The following is a 17,780-nucleotide window of genomic DNA, read 5'->3' as shown; positions in this document are numbered from 1 at the left end:
CGGGGACCTCTGATGGACGCAAAACCAAGCAACAAGACCGCCACGCTGACGGTCGGAAACAAGAACTACGATCTTCCGATTCACAGCGGCAGCGTCGGGCCTGATGTCATCGATATCGGCAAGCTCTACGGCCAGTCCGGCCTGTTCACCTACGATCCGGGCTTCACCTCGACCGCGAGCTGCCAGTCCAAGATCACCTATATCGACGGCGACGCCGGCGTCCTCGAATACCGCGGCTACCCGATCGAGCAGCTCGCCGAGAACGGCGACTTCCTCGAGACCTGCTATCTGCTGCTCTACGGGAATCTCCCGACCGCCGCGCAGAAGAAGGATTTCGACGACCGCGTGATCCATCACACGATGGTGCACGAGCAGATGGCCCGCTTCTTCCAGGGCTTCCGCCGCGACGCCCATCCGATGGCCGTGATGGTCGCCTCCGTCGGCGCGCTCGCCGCGTTCTATCACGATAGCACCGACATCAACGATCCGAAGCAGCGCATGATCGCCTCCATGCGCATGATCGCGAAGATCCCGACCCTGGCCGCGATGGCCTACAAGTACACGGTCGGCCAGCCCTTCGTGTATCCGAAGAACTCGCTCTCCTTCGCCGAGAACTTCCTCAACATGTGCTTCGCCGTGCCGTGCGAGGAGTACAAGATCAACCCGGTGCTCGCTGACGCGCTGGACAAGATCTTCATCCTGCACGCCGACCACGAGCAGAACGCCTCGACCTCGACCGTGCGCATCGCCGGCTCGTCGGGCGCCAACCCGTTCGCCTGCATCGCCGCCGGCATCGCCTGCCTGTGGGGCCCCGCGCATGGCGGCGCCAACGAAGCCGCGCTCGCGATGCTCGCTGAGATCGGCACCGTGGACAAGATCCCCGAGTTCATCGCCAAGGTGAAGGACAAGAACAGCGAAGTCCGCCTGATGGGCTTCGGTCACCGCGTCTACAAGAACTACGATCCGCGCGCCAAGATCATGCAGAAGATGTGTCACGCCGTTCTCAAGGAGACCGGCCATGGCGACGATCCGATGCTGAAGGTGGCGATGGAGCTCGAGAAGATCGCGCTCAGCGACCAGTACTTCATCGACCGCAAGCTGTACCCGAACGTCGACTTCTATTCGGGCATCACGCTGAAGGCGATGGGCTTCCCGGTCTCGATGTTCACCGTGCTGTTCGCGGTCGCCCGCACCGTCGGCTGGATCAGCCAGTGGAGCGAGATGATCGAGGACCCGCAGCAGAAGATCGGCCGTCCGCGCCAGCTCTACACCGGCGTCACCCGCCGCGACTACGTCGCGATCAAGGATCGCAAGTAAGTCCTAGCCGAAACGGCTTTCGAAACGGCGCCATCGCAGGATGGCGCCGTTTTTGTTTGCGTCCTTGTAGGGTGGGCAAAGCGCAGCGTGCCCACCACCTCTCCGTGATGGGAACGAAACCGTGGGCACGCTTCGCTTTGCCCACCTTACGAGACCGGCCGAATCCGCGCCCGTTGCTGCCACGCACAACAACAAGTCCGCCCATCGCGCCACCCAGCGCTTGACAGTCGAAACACTCCGCGCGCAAATTCTTACTCTAAGTAAGAATGACCACAGGGATGGAAATGCCGGAGCAGCCGAGAAGTCGGCGGCAGACGCGCGCTGCCATTTTGACTCATCTGCTTCAGTCGGGCGGCTCGTTCCGGCCGCCGCTGGCCAAGGCCGTGCGCCTGTCGGAGGCGAGCCTGTCGCGCATCCTGTTCGACCTGAAAGCCGAGGGCTTGATCGAGGAAGTCAGGCGCCCCGCCCCCTATGTCGGCGGCCCGACGGGCCTCGTGTCGCTCGATCGCACCGTGGCGCTTGCGGCCCTCGAGCTGACCGGCCAGTGGCTCGGTATCGGCGTCGGCGGCTTGTCGGGCGATCTGCATTACACCGAGCGCGTGCCGCTGCCGAAAACAGTGACGGTCGAGAGCGTCGGCAACGTGTTCCGCGAAGCGCTGACCTTGCTGCGCGACTGGACGCGCCGCCGCCGCATCACGCTGGCGCAGATCGGCATCACCATTCCCGGCCTCGGCCGCCTGAGCGAGTTCGGCAACCCGATCATTCCCTGCGACGTCGGGCGGATCGGCGACATGTTCGGCGAGCTGTTCGCGGACGTTCCGGTCGCCTTCACCAATTCGGTGGTGGCGCACGCCACCTTCCATCGATGCCGCACGGAGAGCTATCCGTTCAGCGATGCGCATCTGTTCGTCTTTGTCGGCCAGGGCGTCGCCGCGACGTGGATGGACGATCCGATCGAGGAGGATACGCTCCAGCCGGTCGAGCTCGGCCACATGGTGTTCGGCGCCGACGGACCGCGCTGCCGCTGCGGCCATCACGGCTGCGTCGAAGCCTATACGTCCCTGCCGGCGCTGGCCGAGCTTCTGCGCACCAACGAAGCGGAATTGCTCCGGCTCGGCAGTGAATGGGTGACCACGATCCCCCTGACATCGCGGGTGCGCCAGGAATTGCGGCAGCGGCTGTTCAGGCTGGGCCTTGCCATCGGCAACACGTTGAACGTCAAGCCATGCCGCGGCGTCGTCGTCAGCGGATGGCCATCGGCTCTCTCTGAAGAGGATCGCAAAGCCGTGGTCGACGGGATCGACGCCTGCCTGCTGGGCGGGCGGAAGCTGGCGCAGGTGTCGCTTGCCTTCGTGCCGCCCTCGAACGGCAACGATCCGCAGGCTGCCCTCGCCTTTGCCGCCTTCTGCCTCGCCAGCCGCGGCGGCATGCCCGCGGCCTCGACGGAGGCCGCCTGACATGTCCTGACGCGCAGCCTCAGGCACTCAACAAGAAAGTTCACACCCGGGAGGAACTTGCCATGCCGATCACAACAACAAGGCGTCGTCTGCTCGCTGGATCTGCTGCCATGCTTGCGCTGCCGGCCTTTGCCCGCGCCCAAGGCGCCGTCAAGCCGCGCCTCACCGCGATCTCACAATGGTCCGCGGGCAGCGATGGCGCTGCCATCACCGCGCTCGGGAAGAAGTTCGAGGAGAAAGGCGGCGTCTGGCAGCACTCGCCCGTCCCCGGCTTCACCACCGAGATGATGAACAAGCTGCGCGCCCAGATCATCGCCGGCGATCCGCCGGCCTGCTCGCAGCTCAAGGGCCCCGAGATTGCGGCCTGGTCGAAGATTGCTCCGACCGTCGATCTAGACGCACTTGTCGCTGCCGCCGGCTATGAGAAGGTCGTCGCGCCGGACCTTGCAAAACTGCACAAGCCGGCCGGCAAGTGGATCGCACTGCCGCTGCAGATCTACAGCACCAACATGCTGTTCCTCTCCAAGCGCGCGATGGATAAGGCCAAGGCCGACAAGATCCCCGTCACCTGGGCCGAGTTCAATGATCTCGCCGAGAAGATGAAAGCGGGCGGCGTCGCATATCCCGTCGCCAACGGCGGCACCCGACCCGATGATGGGCAGAAGTTCGAGGCCGCTTTGGCGGGCATCAGTCCGGCCGTCTATCGTACGGCCATCATGAATCTCGACGAGAAGGCCCTGAAGGCCCCCGAGATCAAGGCTGCGTTCGTGCAGGTCCGCAAGATCGCCGATTGGATGGACCCGAACGTCGGCGCCCAGCATTTCTCGACCAATCTGAAGCGCTTCGTCGACGGCGACATGGGCATGATGATCATGGGCGGCTGGGCGCAGGGCGTGTTGCGCAACGCCGGCTTCAAGTTCGAAGACTTCATGATCGCCCCGGGCCCGAGCGACAATGGCAAGCCGGTCTTTCTGCTGAATGCCGATGCCTTCATCTTCTGGCAGCGCAAGGAGGCAGACCTGCAAGCCGGGCAGACGCTGATGGCCCAGCTCGTCATGGATCCGGCGATCCAGACCATGTACTCGCAGATCACGGGATCGATCCCCGTGCGCACCGATGTCGATCTCTCCGGCGAAGGCTGGTCGGACGGTCAACGGCGGACCGCCGCCGCTCTGAAAGACGCGATCGCCAGCAATCAGGCCGTCCTCAGTCTTGCGCACAACATGGCGCAGGAAAACGGCATGACGGCAGCGATGATCGACGTGATCACGGAGTTCGTGAAGAACAAGACGATCAAGCCGGAGCAAGCAGCCACGCGCCTCGCCGAAGCCGTCGAGAGTGCCCGTTGACCATCGCCGTCTCGACAAGACCGGGCCGGCCGGCGGCGTCTGACATGGTCCGCCGGCTGCCCGAAATTCTCACGATCTGGGTGCCGCTGCTGCTGTCCGCAGCGCACCTCATCGCGTTCTCGCTGTGGACGATCTGGATATCGTTCACACCATCCACGCTGGTTCCTCTTACGGGCTGGGTGGGTTTGCGCAACTATTCCGCGGTCGCGGCCTCACGGAACTGGCAGATCGCCCTCGACAATCTGCTGCTGTTTGGCAGCGCCTTCGTGTTGCTGAGTCTGGCGACTGGCCTCGTCCTTGCCATCCTGCTCGATCAGCGCATCCGCGGCGAGAACGTGCTGCGCTCCATCTTCCTCTATCCCCTGGCGGTGTCGTTCGTGGTCACCGGCACGGTCTGGAGCTGGCTGCTCAATCCCGGCCTGGGAATCCAGAAGCTGGTCCACGACCTCGGCTGGACCTCTTTCCGGTTCGACTGGCTGATCGACCGCGACATGGCGATCTGGACCATCGTCATCGCGGCGATCTGGCAATCCTCCGGCTTTGCCATGGCGCTCTTCCTCGCCGGCCTCCGCTCCGTCGATGCCGACCTGATCAAGGCCGCGCAGATCGACGGCGCCGGACCTATCAGGATGTACCGGCGCGTCATCCTGCCGACGCTTTGGCCGATCACCGTCACCGTCATCGTCATCCAGCTACAGTTCGCGATATCGACCTTCGACCTCGTCCGCGCGCTCACCAATGGCGGGCCTGGGATCGCGACCCAACTGCCGGCGCTCGTCGTCTATGATCTGATGTTCCAGCGCAGCCTGCTCGGCCGGGGCGCGGCCGCGGCGGTGCTCATGCTGCTCATCCTTCTTGCGGTGCTGCTGCCCTATGCAGCGTGGCGCTATATCCAGCGGCGGCGGGCGATCCATGCGTGAGCGGACCTTCGCCCCAAGCCGGATCCTGATCTATCTCGTCGTTTCGCTGATCGCCGTCGCATGGCTCGCGCCATTAGCCGTTGTCGTGCTGAATTCGCTCCGCAGCAACGAGGAGATCGCGCAGGGCTCGATGATCGGCTGGCCGCAGCACCTGGCATGGAGCAACTACGCCGCCGCCTGGAGCGGCTTCTGCGTCGCCGAGACCTGTGCCGGCATCCGGCCGTACATGCTGAACTCCGCGATCGTGACCATTCCCGCGACGATCTTCTCCACCCTGCTTGGCGCGGTCGCCGGTTACGCGGTCACGCTCTGGCGCTTTCGCGGCGACAGCTGGATCTACGGCATCGTCACGCTCGGCATCTTCCTGCCGCAGCAGATGCGCTTGCTGCCCTGGACCATCGTGCTGCGCGACACCGGCCTGATGAACACGCTCACCGGCTTGGTCGTGATCCACACGATCCAGGGGCTTTCCTTCACCACCCTGTTCTGCCGAAACTACTACGTGGCCATCCCCCAGGAGTTGATCAGAGCCGCGCGCATCGATGGCGCAGGGTTCTTTCGCATTTTCTGGCGCATCATCCTGCCGCTCTCGCCGCCGATCCTAGTCGTCACCGTGATCTGGCAGTTCACGCATATCTGGAACGAGTTCCTCTATGGCGTGACATTCACGACCGGTCAGCAGCAGCCGGTCACAGCAGCGCTGATCGCGCTCTCCGCCGCGGTCGCCGATATCCCGCAGCATGGCGTACAAAGCGCCGCGGTCATGATCGCCGCCCTGCCGACGCTGCTGATCTATCTGATCGGCGGCAAGTACTTCGTGCGCGGCCTCACCGCAGGCGCAGTGAAATGATGGATCTGTCATGACAGCACTGAGCATTCGCGCCCTGTCGAAGCGCTACGCCAATCTGGAGGTGCTGAAGGGCATCAACCTCGACATCGAGAGCGGCGAGTTCACCGTGCTGGTCGGGCCGTCCGGCTGCGGCAAGTCCACGCTGCTCAACATCGTCGCCGGGCTCGATCGCGCCAGCGCAGGCACGGTGGAAATCGGCGGACGTGTCGTCAATGACGTCCCGCCAAAAGACCGCGACATCGCCATGGTGTTCCAGTCCTACGCGCTCTACCCGTCGATGACGGTGCGCCAGAACATCACCTTTGGCATGGAATGCCGCCACGTCCCGAAGGCGGAGCAGGAGAAGGCGGTCGCGAATGTCGCAAAACTGCTGCAGATCGAGCCGCTGCTCGGCCGCAAGCCGTCGCAGCTCTCAGGCGGCCAGCGCCAGCGCGTGGCGATGGGCCGCGCGCTGGTGCGCGATCCCCTGCTCTTTTTGTTCGACGAGCCGCTCTCCAACCTCGATGCAAAACTGCGCGTCGAGATGCGGATGGAGATCAAGCGGCTGCACCAGCGCATCGGCGCCACCATCATCTATGTCACCCACGACCAGATCGAGGCGATGACGATGGCGACACGGATCGCCGTGATGCATCAGGGCAGCGTGCAGCAATTCGCCGACCCCGATACCGTGTACCGCTATCCCGCCAATCTGTTCGTCGCCCGCTTCATGGGCTCGCCGCCGATGAACACCATGCCGGCCCGGCTCGAGGCAGATAGCAGCGGGCCGGTGGCCGTGATCGGCCCTGGACGACCGGACGAAGTTCGTCTGCGCCTGCGGGGACACGACGGAGCAGCGTCCTATGTTGGCCGCGACGTCGTCGTCGGGATCAGGCCGGAATGCATCGCCGAGGCCGGCCGCGTCTTTTCCGCAGAAGCCCCCGTCCTTGTCGATGCGCCAGTTGAGATGGTCGAGCCGACCGGCGCCGAGACCATCGTCCTGCTGCGGCTTGGCGGTGAGCCGGCGCAGGCGCGCATCTCACCGGATATCCGCCCCGCGCCGGGTGCGACCGCGTCCTTCGCGCTCGACACCCGCCGCATTTGCCTGTTCGACCCAGAGACGGAGCGACTGATCGCATGACTGAAGTCACCTATTCCAGCCTTGCCGGCCGCGTGGTGCTGATCACCGGCGGCGCCAGCGGCATCGGCGCGGCCTTCGTGCGCGCCTTCGCCGCCCAGAAAGCCCGTGTTGCCTTCCTTGACATCGATCAGGATGCGGGCAAGGCGTTGGTACGAGAAGTGACCGCCGCATCCGACAGCGCCCCTCTCTTCGTGCCCTGCGACCTCCTCGATATCGACGCCTTGCGCGCTGCAATCGTGCAGGTTCAACAGGTACTCGGCGACACCGCGGTCCTCGTCAACAACGCCGCCAACGACCAGCGTCAGGCGCTGGCCGAGGTGACGCCGGCCGAGTTCGACTGGACGATCGGGGTCAACCTCAAGCACGTCTTCTTTGCCGCACAGGCCGTGGTGCCGCAGATGCAGGCGCGCGGCGGCGGCTCGATCATCAACATGTCATCGGTGGCGTGGATGCGCGGCGCGCCGCAACTGCCGGTCTATGCCGGGGCGAAGGCGGCGATCGTCGGCTTCACCAATTCGCTGGCGCGGTCCGTCGGCCCCGACCGCATCCGCGTCAACGCGATCGCACCGGGCATGGTGATCACCGAGCGCCAGCGCCGGCTGTGGTATCCGGACGAGCAAGCCATCGCCGAGATTCGCCGCACCCGACAGGCGGTCCCTGACGCGGTGACGCCGGAGGACATCGCGAGCATGGCGCTGTTTCTCGCATCCGACGAGAGCCAGCGGATCACCAGCCAGTGCTTCCGGGTCGATGGTGGCCTGGGTTAGGCATGATCCGGCCACGCTAGCGCAACATGCGCGGTATCATAGGGTGGGCAAAGCGCAGCGTGCCCACCACCTTTCCGCAGCTAAGAGAAAAAAGGTGGGCACGCTTTCGCTTTGCCCACCCTACAAGACCGTCGTCTTAGCGCCGGCCCTTCCGCATCGTCGCCAGCACGATGTCCGCGGCGAGCACGCTCGGCGATCTGTTGCCGGTCGACATGACCTGATCAAGCTGCGCAAAGGCTTCGACCTGCTCCCGGCGCAGCGGCGAGTCCGTCAGTGCGTCGGCGAGCGCCGGCGCGAGCTTCTCGGGCGTGCAATCCTCCTGCAAGAACTCCGGAATGACGTCCTTGCCGATCACGAGGTTGGCGAGGATCACCGAGGAGACGCGGATCGCGCGGCGCAGGATGAAGGCTTCCATCGCGCCGACGCGGTACGCCGTGACCATCGGAATGCCCGACAGCGCGAGTTCGAGCGTCACCGTTCCCGACTTTGCCAGCGCCGCACGCGCCAGACGGAAGACTGCGCGCTTCTCGTTCTCGCCGACCACGATCCGCGGCTTGACCGGCCAGTTCGCGGTGCCCTCGCGCACGGTGGCTTCGAGATGCGGCATGGTCGGCAGCATCAATTCGAACGCACGCCCTTCCGCCTGAAGCCGTCCGAGGGTTGCGCCAAACACCTCGAGATGATGCCGGATCTCGCTGCGGCGGCTGCCGGGCAGCACCAGCAGCACTGGCGGGTCGGCATCGCGGCGGCGCTGCTCGTCGGCATTCGGGCGCAGCGAGGCCAATTGCTCGATCAGGGGATGGCCGACATAGCTGCAGGGCGGCCCGCCGAGCTTGCGGTATTCCTCCGGCTCGAACGGCAGCAGGCCGAGCACATGGTCGACATAGCCGAGCATGGTCCGCGCCCGTCCCGGCCGCCACGCCCAGAGCTGCGGCGAGACGTAATCGACCACCGGGATAGCAGGATTCTTCGCGCGCACGCGGCGGGCGACGCGATGGGTGAAATCCGGGCTGTCGATGATGACGAGCGCGTCCGGCGCGGCCTCCACCACGGCGTCCACGGTCTGGCGGATCAGCCGAAGGATTTTCGGCAGTTGCTGCACCACTGCGGCGAAGCCCACGATCGACAGCTCCTCGATCGGAAACAGCGACTCCAGCCCCTCGCGCGCCATGGTGCGGCCACCGACGCCTTCGAACTGCACGCCATCGCCGAGGCGCTGGCGCAGCACCTTCATCAGGGCGCTGCCGAGCCTGTCGCCGGATTCCTCCGTCGCGATCAGGAAGATCCTGCGCTTGGGATCGCGGCCCTGCATCACGCTGTCAGCCCGATGATGAAGAGATACTTTGCGTCGGCGAGCGCGATCATCGCCTGCGGCTCGGCGGCGATGGTGTTGCCGGCGATGACGGCGATGCCGGCAAGGCCGGCCTTGGCGACACCTTCGATGGTGCGCGGGCCGATCGTCGGCAGGTCGAAGCGCAGATCCTGGCCGCTCTTCGGCGCCTTCACCAGCACGCCGCGGCCCGTGGCGGCGCGGATCCGCCCCTCCTCGCGCAGGCGTGCGACGCGCGCCAGCAGCGCGTCGGTGCCCTCGATGTCCTCGACCGCCACCACATGGCCGTCGATCACCACCGCAGCCTGACCGATGTCGAACGGGCCGAGCGCGGTCAGCACCGCGCGGCCGCGCTCGATGTCTGCCTTGGCATTGTCGGCCGGCCAGGCGCGACTGATGCAGCCCTCGGGCATCAGCAGATCGGGCGCGACATCCTTGATGCCGATCATGCGAAAGCCATCCTGCTCGAGGATGCGGCCGACGCCGGACAACAGATGATCGTCGCCGCCGCGGAAGGCGCGGATGACGTTGCCGAGCAGACGCAGCGTCTTGACGTCGAACCTGATCTCGGAGAGCGAGGGCCGCACCAAGGTGCCGATGAAGATCAGGTCGCGGCAGCCTTCCTCGCGGAACAGCCGCATGGCGCGGCCGAGCTGGCCGACCGAGATCCAGCGATGGCGGAATTTCTCCACCCGCGCTGGATCGCAGGCCCCGCGCAGCGGGAACAGCACCGGCGTGATGCCGCGCGCGGCGAGCGAGTCGGCGACCGCGAACGGCATCGCGCCGCCGCCGGCGACAATTCCGACCGGCGATGAAAACTCCGAAGCCGCCGATGTCATGCCCGCGGCCATGTCAGGATCACTTTGCGATGGCGGGAAGACAGAGCGGGCGCTTGCCCTTGCCGATGAAGTCGAGGATTTCGGCAATGGCCGGATCTTCGCTCGCGAGCGGTCGCGCCGCCTCCAGCCGCGCGGCGAAGGTGCCGGGGCCGTAGAAAAGCTTTTGGTAGAACGCACGCACGGCGGCAAGCCGCTGCTTGGTGAATTTGCGCCGCTTCATGCCGATCAGGTTGAGGCTCTCCAGCACCGCATACTGCCCGTTGGCCAATCCGTACGGGATGATGTCGTCGCGCACGCCCGAGAGGCCGCCGACCATCACATAGGAGCCGATGCGCGTGAACTGATGCACCGCCGAGAGGCCGCCGATATAGACGGCGTCGCCGATCTCGCAGTGCCCGCCGAGCGTCGCCGACGTCGCGAAGATCGCGTTGTTGCCGACGATGCAGTCATGGCCGACATGGCTGTTGTTCATGAAGTAGCCGTCGTTGCCGACGCGCGTCTTCCCCCCGCCCTTGACGGTGCCGACGTTCATCGTCGCGCCTTCGCGAATGGTGTTGCCGGAGCCGATCTCGAGCGTGGTCGGCTCGCCCTTGTAGCTGAGGTCCTGCGGCGCGCCGCCGAGTACCGCGGACGGCGAGATCACGCAATTGTCGCCGACCGAGGTATGGCCGATGACCGTGACCTGCCCGATCAGCTTGCAATTCGCGCCGATCACGGCATGCGGGCCGATGATGCAATAGGGCCCGATCTCGGTGCCCGCGCCGATCACGGCGCCGTCCGCCACGCGTGCGGTGGGATCAATCTTGCTCATCAAGCAATCTTACTCATCAAGAAGGTCTGCTTATGTGTTGAAGTCGTTCGCTTTTCCGGTGGTTAGCGCGACCAAGCCCGATCTGTCCAGTGACGTATCATATCGGCGCGTTTCACCGGCCGGTCGAAGCAGCCGCCTCGGCACGTGAACGACTTCATCCTCCGCATGAAGAAGCGCGCCGGAAGCGCCCTCAATCCGTCAGCATGGCGCCGACGTCGGCTTCCGCGACCACCTGGCCGTTGACCTTGGCGTCGCCGTGAAACCACCACATCGTCTTGCGGCGGCCGAGCGAGCGCATGTGATACTCGATGGTATCGCCGGGCAGCACCGGCTTGCGGAATTTGCACTTGTCGATGGTGAGGAAATAGACCGCGCGCGGCTTCTCTGTGCCTTCCACCGACTTGATGCCGATCACGCCCGCGGTCTGCGCCATCGCCTCGATCATCATGACGCCGGGATAGACCGGGCGCTCGGGGAAGTGCCCCTGGAAGGCCGGCTCGTTGAACGTGACGTTCTTGATGCCGATGCCGCTGTAATCGGCGCGGATGTTGATGACGCGGTCGATCAGCAGCATCGGAAAACGGTGCGGCAGCGTCTGGAGGATCGCGTTGATGTCCACCAGCTCGAACTTAACAGGTGATTCCTCCGTCATTCCCGTCCCTCGTCTTTCGGATCGGCCTTGCTGTCGCGTACCAGGCGCTCCACCGCGATGATCTCCTTGAACCACTGTTTGGTCGGCTTGGCGAAATGCCCGCCCCAACGCCCGCCCGGTGGGATGTCGTCCTTGACGGCGCTCATGGCTGTTACCTGCGCCCCGTCGCCGATCTTGAGGTGGTTGTTGATGCCAACCTTCGCTCCCAGCGCCACGTTGTCGCCGATGGTCAGGCTGCCGGCCAGCCCGATCTGGGCTGCCAGCAGGCAGTGCCGGCCAATCGTCACATTGTGGCCGATCTGGACCTGATTGTCGATTTTGGTCCCCTCGCCGATCACGGTGTCCCGCAAGGAGCCGCGGTCGATCGTGGTATTTGCACCGACCTCGACGTCGTTCTGGATCAGCACCCGACCGGTCTGCGGCACCTTCAGATGGCCTTCCGGGCCGAAGAAGATGAAGCCGTAGCCATCCTGGCCGATTGAGCAGCCCGGGTGGATCAGTACGTTGTTGCCGATCAGGGCGCACTGGATGGCCGTGCGGGCGCCGACATTGCAGTCCCGGCCGATCTTGACGCCCGGGCCGATCACGGCGCCGACGCCGACCACCGTGCCGCTGCCGATTTCCACGTCGGGGCCGATCACGGCCAGGGGATCGACGATCACGCCGTCCTCGAGCCGCGCCGTGGGGTCGATGATGGCGGAGGGCGCGATGCCGGCATTGCCGGTCCAGGATTGCGGCCGTAGCGCCTCGCTGTGCCATTCCCGGGCGATCTTGACGAAGGCGCGGAACGGCTGCGCCGCCCGCAGCACGGCCACATGCGCGGGCACCTGGGCCTCGAAACGCGGGCTGACGAGGCAGGCGCCGGCCTTGGTCGCCTTGAGCTGGTCGGCATATTTGAGGTTGTCGAAGAACGCCAGATGTATCGGGCCGGCTTCGTCTAGCGAAGCGAGGCCCGTGATGATCTGGCCGCCCCTGCCGGGGTCGACAAGCTGCGCCTTGGTCAGCGTGGCGACATCGGCCAGTGCTGTAGCAGGCGGTTTTGTGAAGAAGGTCGGCTGCGCCATTCCACCCCGTCGCGGTCCGGCTTCGGCATGAAGCGGCCAGGCCGCATCATGCCTTATCTCATGGATTGAGCACGATCTTTTTGGCGACCGGCCCCAAGGGAAATCCCAGGGGGCCGGATCATGCCCTGCTGATCGAATTAGAACGTGGTACCGCCGCCGAACCGGAACTCCTGGGTACGGTCGTACTTGCCCTTGCTGAGCGGCACGGCGTAGTCGAAGCGCAGCGGACCGAACGGCGACTGCCAGATCAGACCGACACCGACCGACGAGCGGATCACCTTGCTGTCGTCATAGATCAGGCCGGTACAGGTTCCCGCGCTCACCGGATTGGTGGTCGAGGGGATGCAGTTCGAGTTGGCTGGCGTGGTCGTTTCGCCGGTCACGCTCCACGTCGTCGGTCCCTTGTAGTCATACAGACCGCCGGCATCGGCATAGACCGCACCCTTCAGACCCACTTCCTTCGGCAGGAACCAGAACGGCATCTGCAATTCGAGCGAAGCGCCCCAGTACTTGGTGCCGCCGAGCGCGTCCTGCGTGTCGAACGGATTGATGTCGCGCGGACCGATGCCGTTCGGGGCGAAGCCGCGGACGAGGTTCGGGCCCATCTGGAAGTGATCGAGCATGCGCAGATCGTTGTTGCCGATCTTGTTCAGCATGCCGCTCTGCACGTGCACGAGGCCGACGACGTCGGACACCAGCGGAGCGTAGTACTTCGCATCGATCACGGACTTCAGGTAGGAGACGTCGCCGCCGACGCCGGCGAAGTCCTGACGGAAGTCGATGAGCAGACCGTCGGTCGGGTTCTTGTTGTTGTCCAGCGTGTTGTAGGTCAGCGAGTAGCCGAGCGCCGACGTCAGGGTCTTGCCACCAGCAAGCTCCTTGCGGACCGGCAGCGAGGCTTCGCCGTCGCTGTAGCAGCCGAGGCCGTTGGTCGAAGCGGCAAGGGGGATACCAGTTGCGTTGGAGAAGGCCGGGCTCGGGTTGAAGGCCGGATTCGGCGTCCCATCCGGCAGGAACTGGATGTTGTTACAGTTCGCAAGGTAGCCCGGCAGCGAGATTTCCTGCTGGTAGATCGAGTAGCGCAGCTGGAGCGCGAGATCTTCACGCAAGGAGAAGCCGAGGCGCGGCGAGAAGCCGAGCGTCTTGGTGCCGTAGGAGATGTAGCTGTTGGACAGCTGCTGGCGCTGATAGAGGTCGAGGCCGAGCGCGACGCGGTAGTCGAGCAGATACGGCTCGACGAACGACAGCGAGTAGCCGCGGGCATACTGGCCATAGGTCACCGACGCCTTGGCGAACAGGCCGCGGCCGAGCAGGTTGCGCTCGGAGATCGAGACTTCGGCCAGCGCGCCGTCGGTGGTGGAGTAGCCGCCCGAGATCGAGAAGTCGCCGGTCGATTTCTCTTCCATGTCGACGATCAGGATGACGCGGTCGCTCGACGAGCCAGGCTCCGTCGTGATCTTCACGCTCTTGAAGTAGTCGAGGTTCTTCAGGCGCCGCTCGGCACGGTCGACCAGGGCGCGGTTGTAGGCATCGCCCTCGGAGATGTCGAACTCGCGGCGGATGACATAGTCGCGCGTACGGGTGTTGCCGCGCAGATTGATGCGCTCGATATAGGTGCGCGGGCCCTCGTCGATGTTGAACACGACGGAGACGGTGTGCGCCTCGAAATTGCGGTCGCCGCCGGGACGGACCACGGCGAAGGCGTAGCCGCGGCGCGAGGCCTCGATCTGCATTTCCTCGACCGATTTCTCGACCGATTCGACGTTGTAGAGCGAGCCGACATTGACGCGCGAATAGGCGCGCATCGAGGTGGGATCGAAGTTCGGAATGCTGGAGCGGAAATCGACCGCGCCGACGCGATATTGCGAGCCTTCCTCGATCTTGAAGGTGACGTTGAAGCCCTTCTTCTCCGGATCGTATTCGGTGAGCGCGGCCACGACCTGCACGTCGGCAAAGCCGTTCTTGAGATAGAAGCGGCGAATCAGGTCGCGGTCGGCTTCGACGCGATCGGGATCGTAGATGTCGCCGCTGGCGAGGAAGCTCAGCAGATTCGATTCGCGGGTCTTGATGACGTCGCGGAGGCGATAGGACGAGAACGCGTTATTGCCGACGAACTCGATCGACTTGACGCCGGTCTTGGCGCCCTCGTCGATCGTGAAGATCAGGTCGACGCGGTTGTTCGGCTGCTCGATGATTTCAGGCGTGACGCGCACGTCGTAGCGGCCGGACCGGCGATAGATCTCGGCGATTCGCAGCGTGTCGGACTGCACCATGGCACGGGAGAAGGTGCCGCGCGCCTTGGACTGAACCTCGGCGGTGAGCTGCTCGTCCTTGATCTTCTTATTGCCCTCGAAGGCGATGCGGCCGATCACCGGGTTTTCCACAACGGAAACGATGATCTGGCCACCGGCGCCGCGGTTGATCCTGACGTCCTGGAACAGGCCGGTCTCGATCAGAGCCTTGAGGCCGTCGTCGATGGCGCCCTGATCCAGGCGACCGCCCGGACCCGGCTTGAAATAGGAGCGGATCGTCTCCACCTCGACACGGCGATTCCCTTCGACGGAAATCGACTGAACGGTCTGAGCGAGCGCAGACGAAGACACGAAAACAGCCCCGACCGGGGCAACCACCGGCGCGCCGAACATGATTAGGGTTGCGAGCAAGCCCCCCCGGAGTCGCAGTCCAAACTTCATGCGCAACGCGCCCTTATCATTCCGTACCAGACCCAACCCCAACGCCGGTCTGGGAGATTCCCCAAGTTCAGGCCGCTTGTAGCCAATTTCACCGACGCCGCAAACGGCCGAGCGCGCCGCGATTTCAATTTCATTCCAAGACGTTGCTGAACAGCAACGCCATCAGTCGCGCCACAAAAAAGCCCCTATCAGGAAGCCGCCATCCGAAGGATGTCGTTGTAGGTCGCAAACACCATCAGCATCAGCACCAAACCGAGGCCGATTCGGAACCCCATCTCCTGAGTCCGCTCGGACAAGGGCCTGCCGCGCACCACTTCGGCCGCATAGAACATAAGGTGACCGCCATCGAGCAGCGGAATCGGGAACAGATTCAGCAGACCGATCGACACCGACAGCACCGCGCAGAGGTTGATCACGAACTGGAACCCGGCGCTGGCCGCCTGCCCCGACATCTTCGCGATTCCCAGGACGCCGCTGACCTCGTTGGGATTGCCCTGCCCGACGAACAGCGAGCCCAGGAACTTGAAGGTGCTGGTGATGATGAACCAGACCTGTTCGACGCCGATCTTGAGCGCTTCGCCGACACCGACCGGGGCGGTCGAGGCCTCGCCGGCCTGTGACTTGTGCTCGACGCCGAGCACGCCGACGCGGTGGCTATTGCCGAAGGGATCCTTGCGCTCGAGCAGCGCGGGGGTGGCGGTCAGCGACACGATGGCGCCGTCCCGCTTCACCTGGAACGCAAGCGCAGAACCAGCGTTCATCGCAACGATTCGCTGCATGTCGGCGAAGCTCTCGATCGGCTTGCCGTCGATCTGGACGACAACGTCGCCGATCTTGAAGCCGGCCGCGGCCGCCGCACCTTCCGCAACGACGCCGTCGACGCGCGCGATCGTGCTCGGCTTGCCGTAATACAGCGCCATGCCGGCGAAGATCAGCGCGCCCAGGATGAAATTGGCGATCGGGCCGGCCGCGACGATGGCGGCGCGCGGGCCGACCTTCTTGTGGTGGAAGCTGCCGGCGCGCTCCTCCTCGGTCATGGCCGCGAGCGTCTCGGCCGACGGGGTCGAGGCCTCGCTCTCATCGCCGAAAAACTTGACGTAGCCGCCGAGCGGGATCGCCGAGATCTTCCAGCGGGTGCCGTGGCGATCGTTGAAACCGACCAGCTCAGGTCCGAAACCGAGCGAGAAGGTCAACACGCGAACGCCTGCCCAGCGCGCGACCAGGAAATGGCCGAGCTCGTGAAAGAACACGACGATGGTCAGGACGAACAGGAAGGGAACCACGTAACCGAGAAGCCCATGGCTCAAGGCATTGAAACTATGGACGAAAAAGTCGATCATCGATTCCTCTTATCCAGCGCCGCAAAGGCCCTGGCCCGAAGCCATCTAAGATGCCTTTAAGGCAATTTGAGGCAATAGGGCGGCAGCTCTATTTCGAGCAACATGGTCAACAGAGATTGCATCATCCGCGGAGGTCATCGGCGCCTGGTTGCCGCCGCGGATCCAGTCATCGAGCGTCGCCTCGACCAGCCGCGCGATCGCGCCGAACCGGATCTTGCCGGCGATGAAAGCGGCGACCGCGACCTCGTTGGCGGCGTTGTAGACGGTGGTCGCCCCCTTCCCGGTCCGAAGCGAATCGAAGGCCAGCCGTAGTCCGGGGAACCGCTCGAAGTCCGGCGCCTCGAAGGTCAGCTGGCCGATCTTGGCGAGGTCCAGCTTTGCCGCGGGTCCCTTGATCCGGTCGGGCCAGCCGAGGCAGTGCGCGATCGGCGTGCGCATGTCGGGCGCGCCGAGCTGGGCCATCACCGAGCGGTCGGAGAACTCGACCATGCCGTGGATGATCGACTGCGGATGCACGAGAACATCGATCTCGTCGGGCGAGAGCGCGAACAGATAGGACGCCTCGATCACCTCGAGGCCCTTGTTCATCATCGAGGCCGAGTCGATCGTGATCTTCTGGCCCATGCTCCAGTTCGGATGCTTCAGGGCCTGCTCGAGCGTTGCCTGCTCGATGTCGGCCGCCTTCCAGGTGCGGAACGGGCCGCCCGAGGCCGTGATGATGACGCGGACCAGCTCGTCGCGATTGCCCGATGCCAGCGCCTGAAACAGCGCGTTGTGCTCGGAATCGGCCGGCAGGATGCAGGCGCCCGCTTTCGCCGCGCGCTGCATGAAGAAATCGCCGGCGCAAACCAGACATTCCTTGTTGGCGAGCGCGACATGGGCGCCGCGATCGACCGCGGCCAGTGCCGGCTTCAACCCGGCGGCGCCGCTGACGGCGGCCATGACCCAATCAGCCGGACGCGCACCGGCCTCGATCACGGCGCTTTCGCCGGCGCCGCATTCGGTGCTGGTGCCGGCGAGCGCGGCCTTGAGCTCGGCGAGCTTGGAGGTGTCGGCGATCGCGACGTAGCGCGCGGAGAATTCCTTCGCGAGCTTGGCCAGCGCCGCGACATTGCCGTTCGCGGTCAGGGCCTCGACGCGGTAGCGCTCGGGCGAGGCGCGCAGCAAATCCATCGTGCTGTCGCCGATCGAGCCGGTGGCGCCGAGAACCGTGACGCTGCGGACGTCGGACGCAGCAAGCCTGTTGTTACGCAATGGGACTGCGCTCATAT

General features: G+C 64.8%; 15 protein-coding genes. 7 read left to right on the top strand and 8 right to left on the bottom strand.

Annotation, left to right across the window (positions count from 1 at the left end):
• Nucleotides 1-12 precede the first annotated feature (12 nt).
• The 7 genes from gltA (at nt 13) to FOM02_RS10900 (ending at nt 7,780) form a co-directional block, all read left to right on the top strand.
• On the top strand, nt 13-1,317 hold the full coding sequence (gene gltA / locus FOM02_RS10930; protein ID WP_027559412.1) for a citrate synthase: 1,305 nt from the start codon (nt 13-15) through the stop codon (nt 1,315-1,317).
• A gap of 278 nt (nt 1,318-1,595) precedes the next feature.
• Nucleotides 1,596-2,774 (top strand): ROK family transcriptional regulator, encoded by a 1,179-nt coding sequence (locus tag FOM02_RS10925; RefSeq protein ID WP_027559413.1) that lies wholly within the window; start codon nt 1,596-1,598, stop codon nt 2,772-2,774.
• A gap of 62 nt (nt 2,775-2,836) precedes the next feature.
• Entirely contained in the window at nt 2,837-4,123 is a 1,287-nt protein-coding gene (locus FOM02_RS10920) for an ABC transporter substrate-binding protein (RefSeq protein WP_027559414.1), read from the top strand.
• Complete coding sequence (locus FOM02_RS10915; protein ID WP_027559415.1) at nt 4,120-5,043, top strand: carbohydrate ABC transporter permease; 924 nt, start codon at nt 4,120-4,122, stop codon at nt 5,041-5,043. The genes FOM02_RS10920 and FOM02_RS10915 overlap by 4 nt, the downstream gene beginning before the upstream one ends.
• Entirely contained in the window at nt 5,036-5,893 is an 858-nt protein-coding gene (locus FOM02_RS10910; RefSeq protein ID WP_027559416.1) for a carbohydrate ABC transporter permease, read from the top strand. The genes FOM02_RS10915 and FOM02_RS10910 overlap by 8 nt, the downstream gene beginning before the upstream one ends.
• Before the next feature lie 10 nt (nt 5,894-5,903).
• Nucleotides 5,904-7,013 (top strand): ABC transporter ATP-binding protein, encoded by a 1,110-nt coding sequence (locus FOM02_RS10905; protein WP_027559417.1) that lies wholly within the window; start codon nt 5,904-5,906, stop codon nt 7,011-7,013.
• On the top strand, nt 7,010-7,780 hold the full coding sequence (locus tag FOM02_RS10900) for an SDR family NAD(P)-dependent oxidoreductase (RefSeq protein WP_027559418.1): 771 nt from the start codon (nt 7,010-7,012) through the stop codon (nt 7,778-7,780). The genes FOM02_RS10905 and FOM02_RS10900 overlap by 4 nt, the downstream gene beginning before the upstream one ends.
• A 136-nt stretch (nt 7,781-7,916) precedes the next feature.
• On the opposite strand, the gene lpxB is transcribed toward FOM02_RS10900, so the two are convergent.
• The 8 genes from lpxB to dxr all read right to left on the bottom strand — a co-directional run bounded on the left by lpxB (nt 7,917) and on the right by dxr (nt 17,778).
• Complete coding sequence (gene lpxB, locus FOM02_RS10895; protein ID WP_027559419.1) at nt 7,917-9,095, bottom strand: lipid-A-disaccharide synthase; 1,179 nt, start codon at nt 9,093-9,095, stop codon at nt 7,917-7,919.
• Entirely contained in the window at nt 9,092-9,949 is an 858-nt protein-coding gene (locus FOM02_RS10890; protein ID WP_035731199.1) for an LpxI family protein, read from the bottom strand. The genes lpxB and FOM02_RS10890 overlap by 4 nt, the downstream gene beginning before the upstream one ends.
• Before the next feature lie 19 nt (nt 9,950-9,968).
• Entirely contained in the window at nt 9,969-10,760 is a 792-nt protein-coding gene (gene lpxA, locus FOM02_RS10885) for an acyl-ACP--UDP-N-acetylglucosamine O-acyltransferase (RefSeq protein ID WP_027559421.1), read from the bottom strand.
• 190 nt (nt 10,761-10,950) lie between these two features.
• On the bottom strand, nt 10,951-11,412 hold the full coding sequence (gene fabZ / locus FOM02_RS10880; RefSeq protein ID WP_027559422.1) for a 3-hydroxyacyl-ACP dehydratase FabZ: 462 nt from the start codon (nt 11,410-11,412) through the stop codon (nt 10,951-10,953).
• Nucleotides 11,409-12,476 carry a UDP-3-O-(3-hydroxymyristoyl)glucosamine N-acyltransferase gene (gene lpxD / locus FOM02_RS10875; RefSeq protein WP_027559423.1) on the bottom strand — a complete coding sequence of 356 codons (1,068 nt, stop codon included), beginning with the start codon at nt 12,474-12,476 and terminating at the stop codon, nt 11,409-11,411. Before lpxD ends, fabZ begins: the two co-directional genes overlap by 4 nt.
• Before the next feature lie 137 nt (nt 12,477-12,613).
• The gene (gene bamA / locus FOM02_RS10870) at nt 12,614-15,169 is read right to left on the bottom strand and encodes an outer membrane protein assembly factor BamA (protein ID WP_027559424.1); all 2,556 of its coding nucleotides are present in this window, start codon (nt 15,167-15,169) and stop codon (nt 12,614-12,616) included.
• 188 nt (nt 15,170-15,357) lie between these two features.
• Nucleotides 15,358-16,509: an RIP metalloprotease RseP gene (rseP, locus tag FOM02_RS10865; RefSeq protein WP_027559425.1), complete on the bottom strand. Its 1,152-nt coding sequence runs from the start codon at nt 16,507-16,509 to the stop codon at nt 15,358-15,360.
• 45 nt (nt 16,510-16,554) lie between these two features.
• On the bottom strand, nt 16,555-17,778 hold the full coding sequence (gene dxr / locus FOM02_RS10860) for a 1-deoxy-D-xylulose-5-phosphate reductoisomerase (RefSeq protein WP_027559426.1): 1,224 nt from the start codon (nt 17,776-17,778) through the stop codon (nt 16,555-16,557).
• Between the last annotated feature and the right edge of the window lie 2 nt (nt 17,779-17,780).

The organism is Bradyrhizobium sp. SEMIA, assembly GCF_014844175.1.
Lineage (GTDB): Bacteria > Pseudomonadota > Alphaproteobacteria > Rhizobiales > Xanthobacteraceae > Bradyrhizobium > Bradyrhizobium arachidis.
This window is presented reverse-complemented; position numbering and strand designations above follow the sequence as displayed.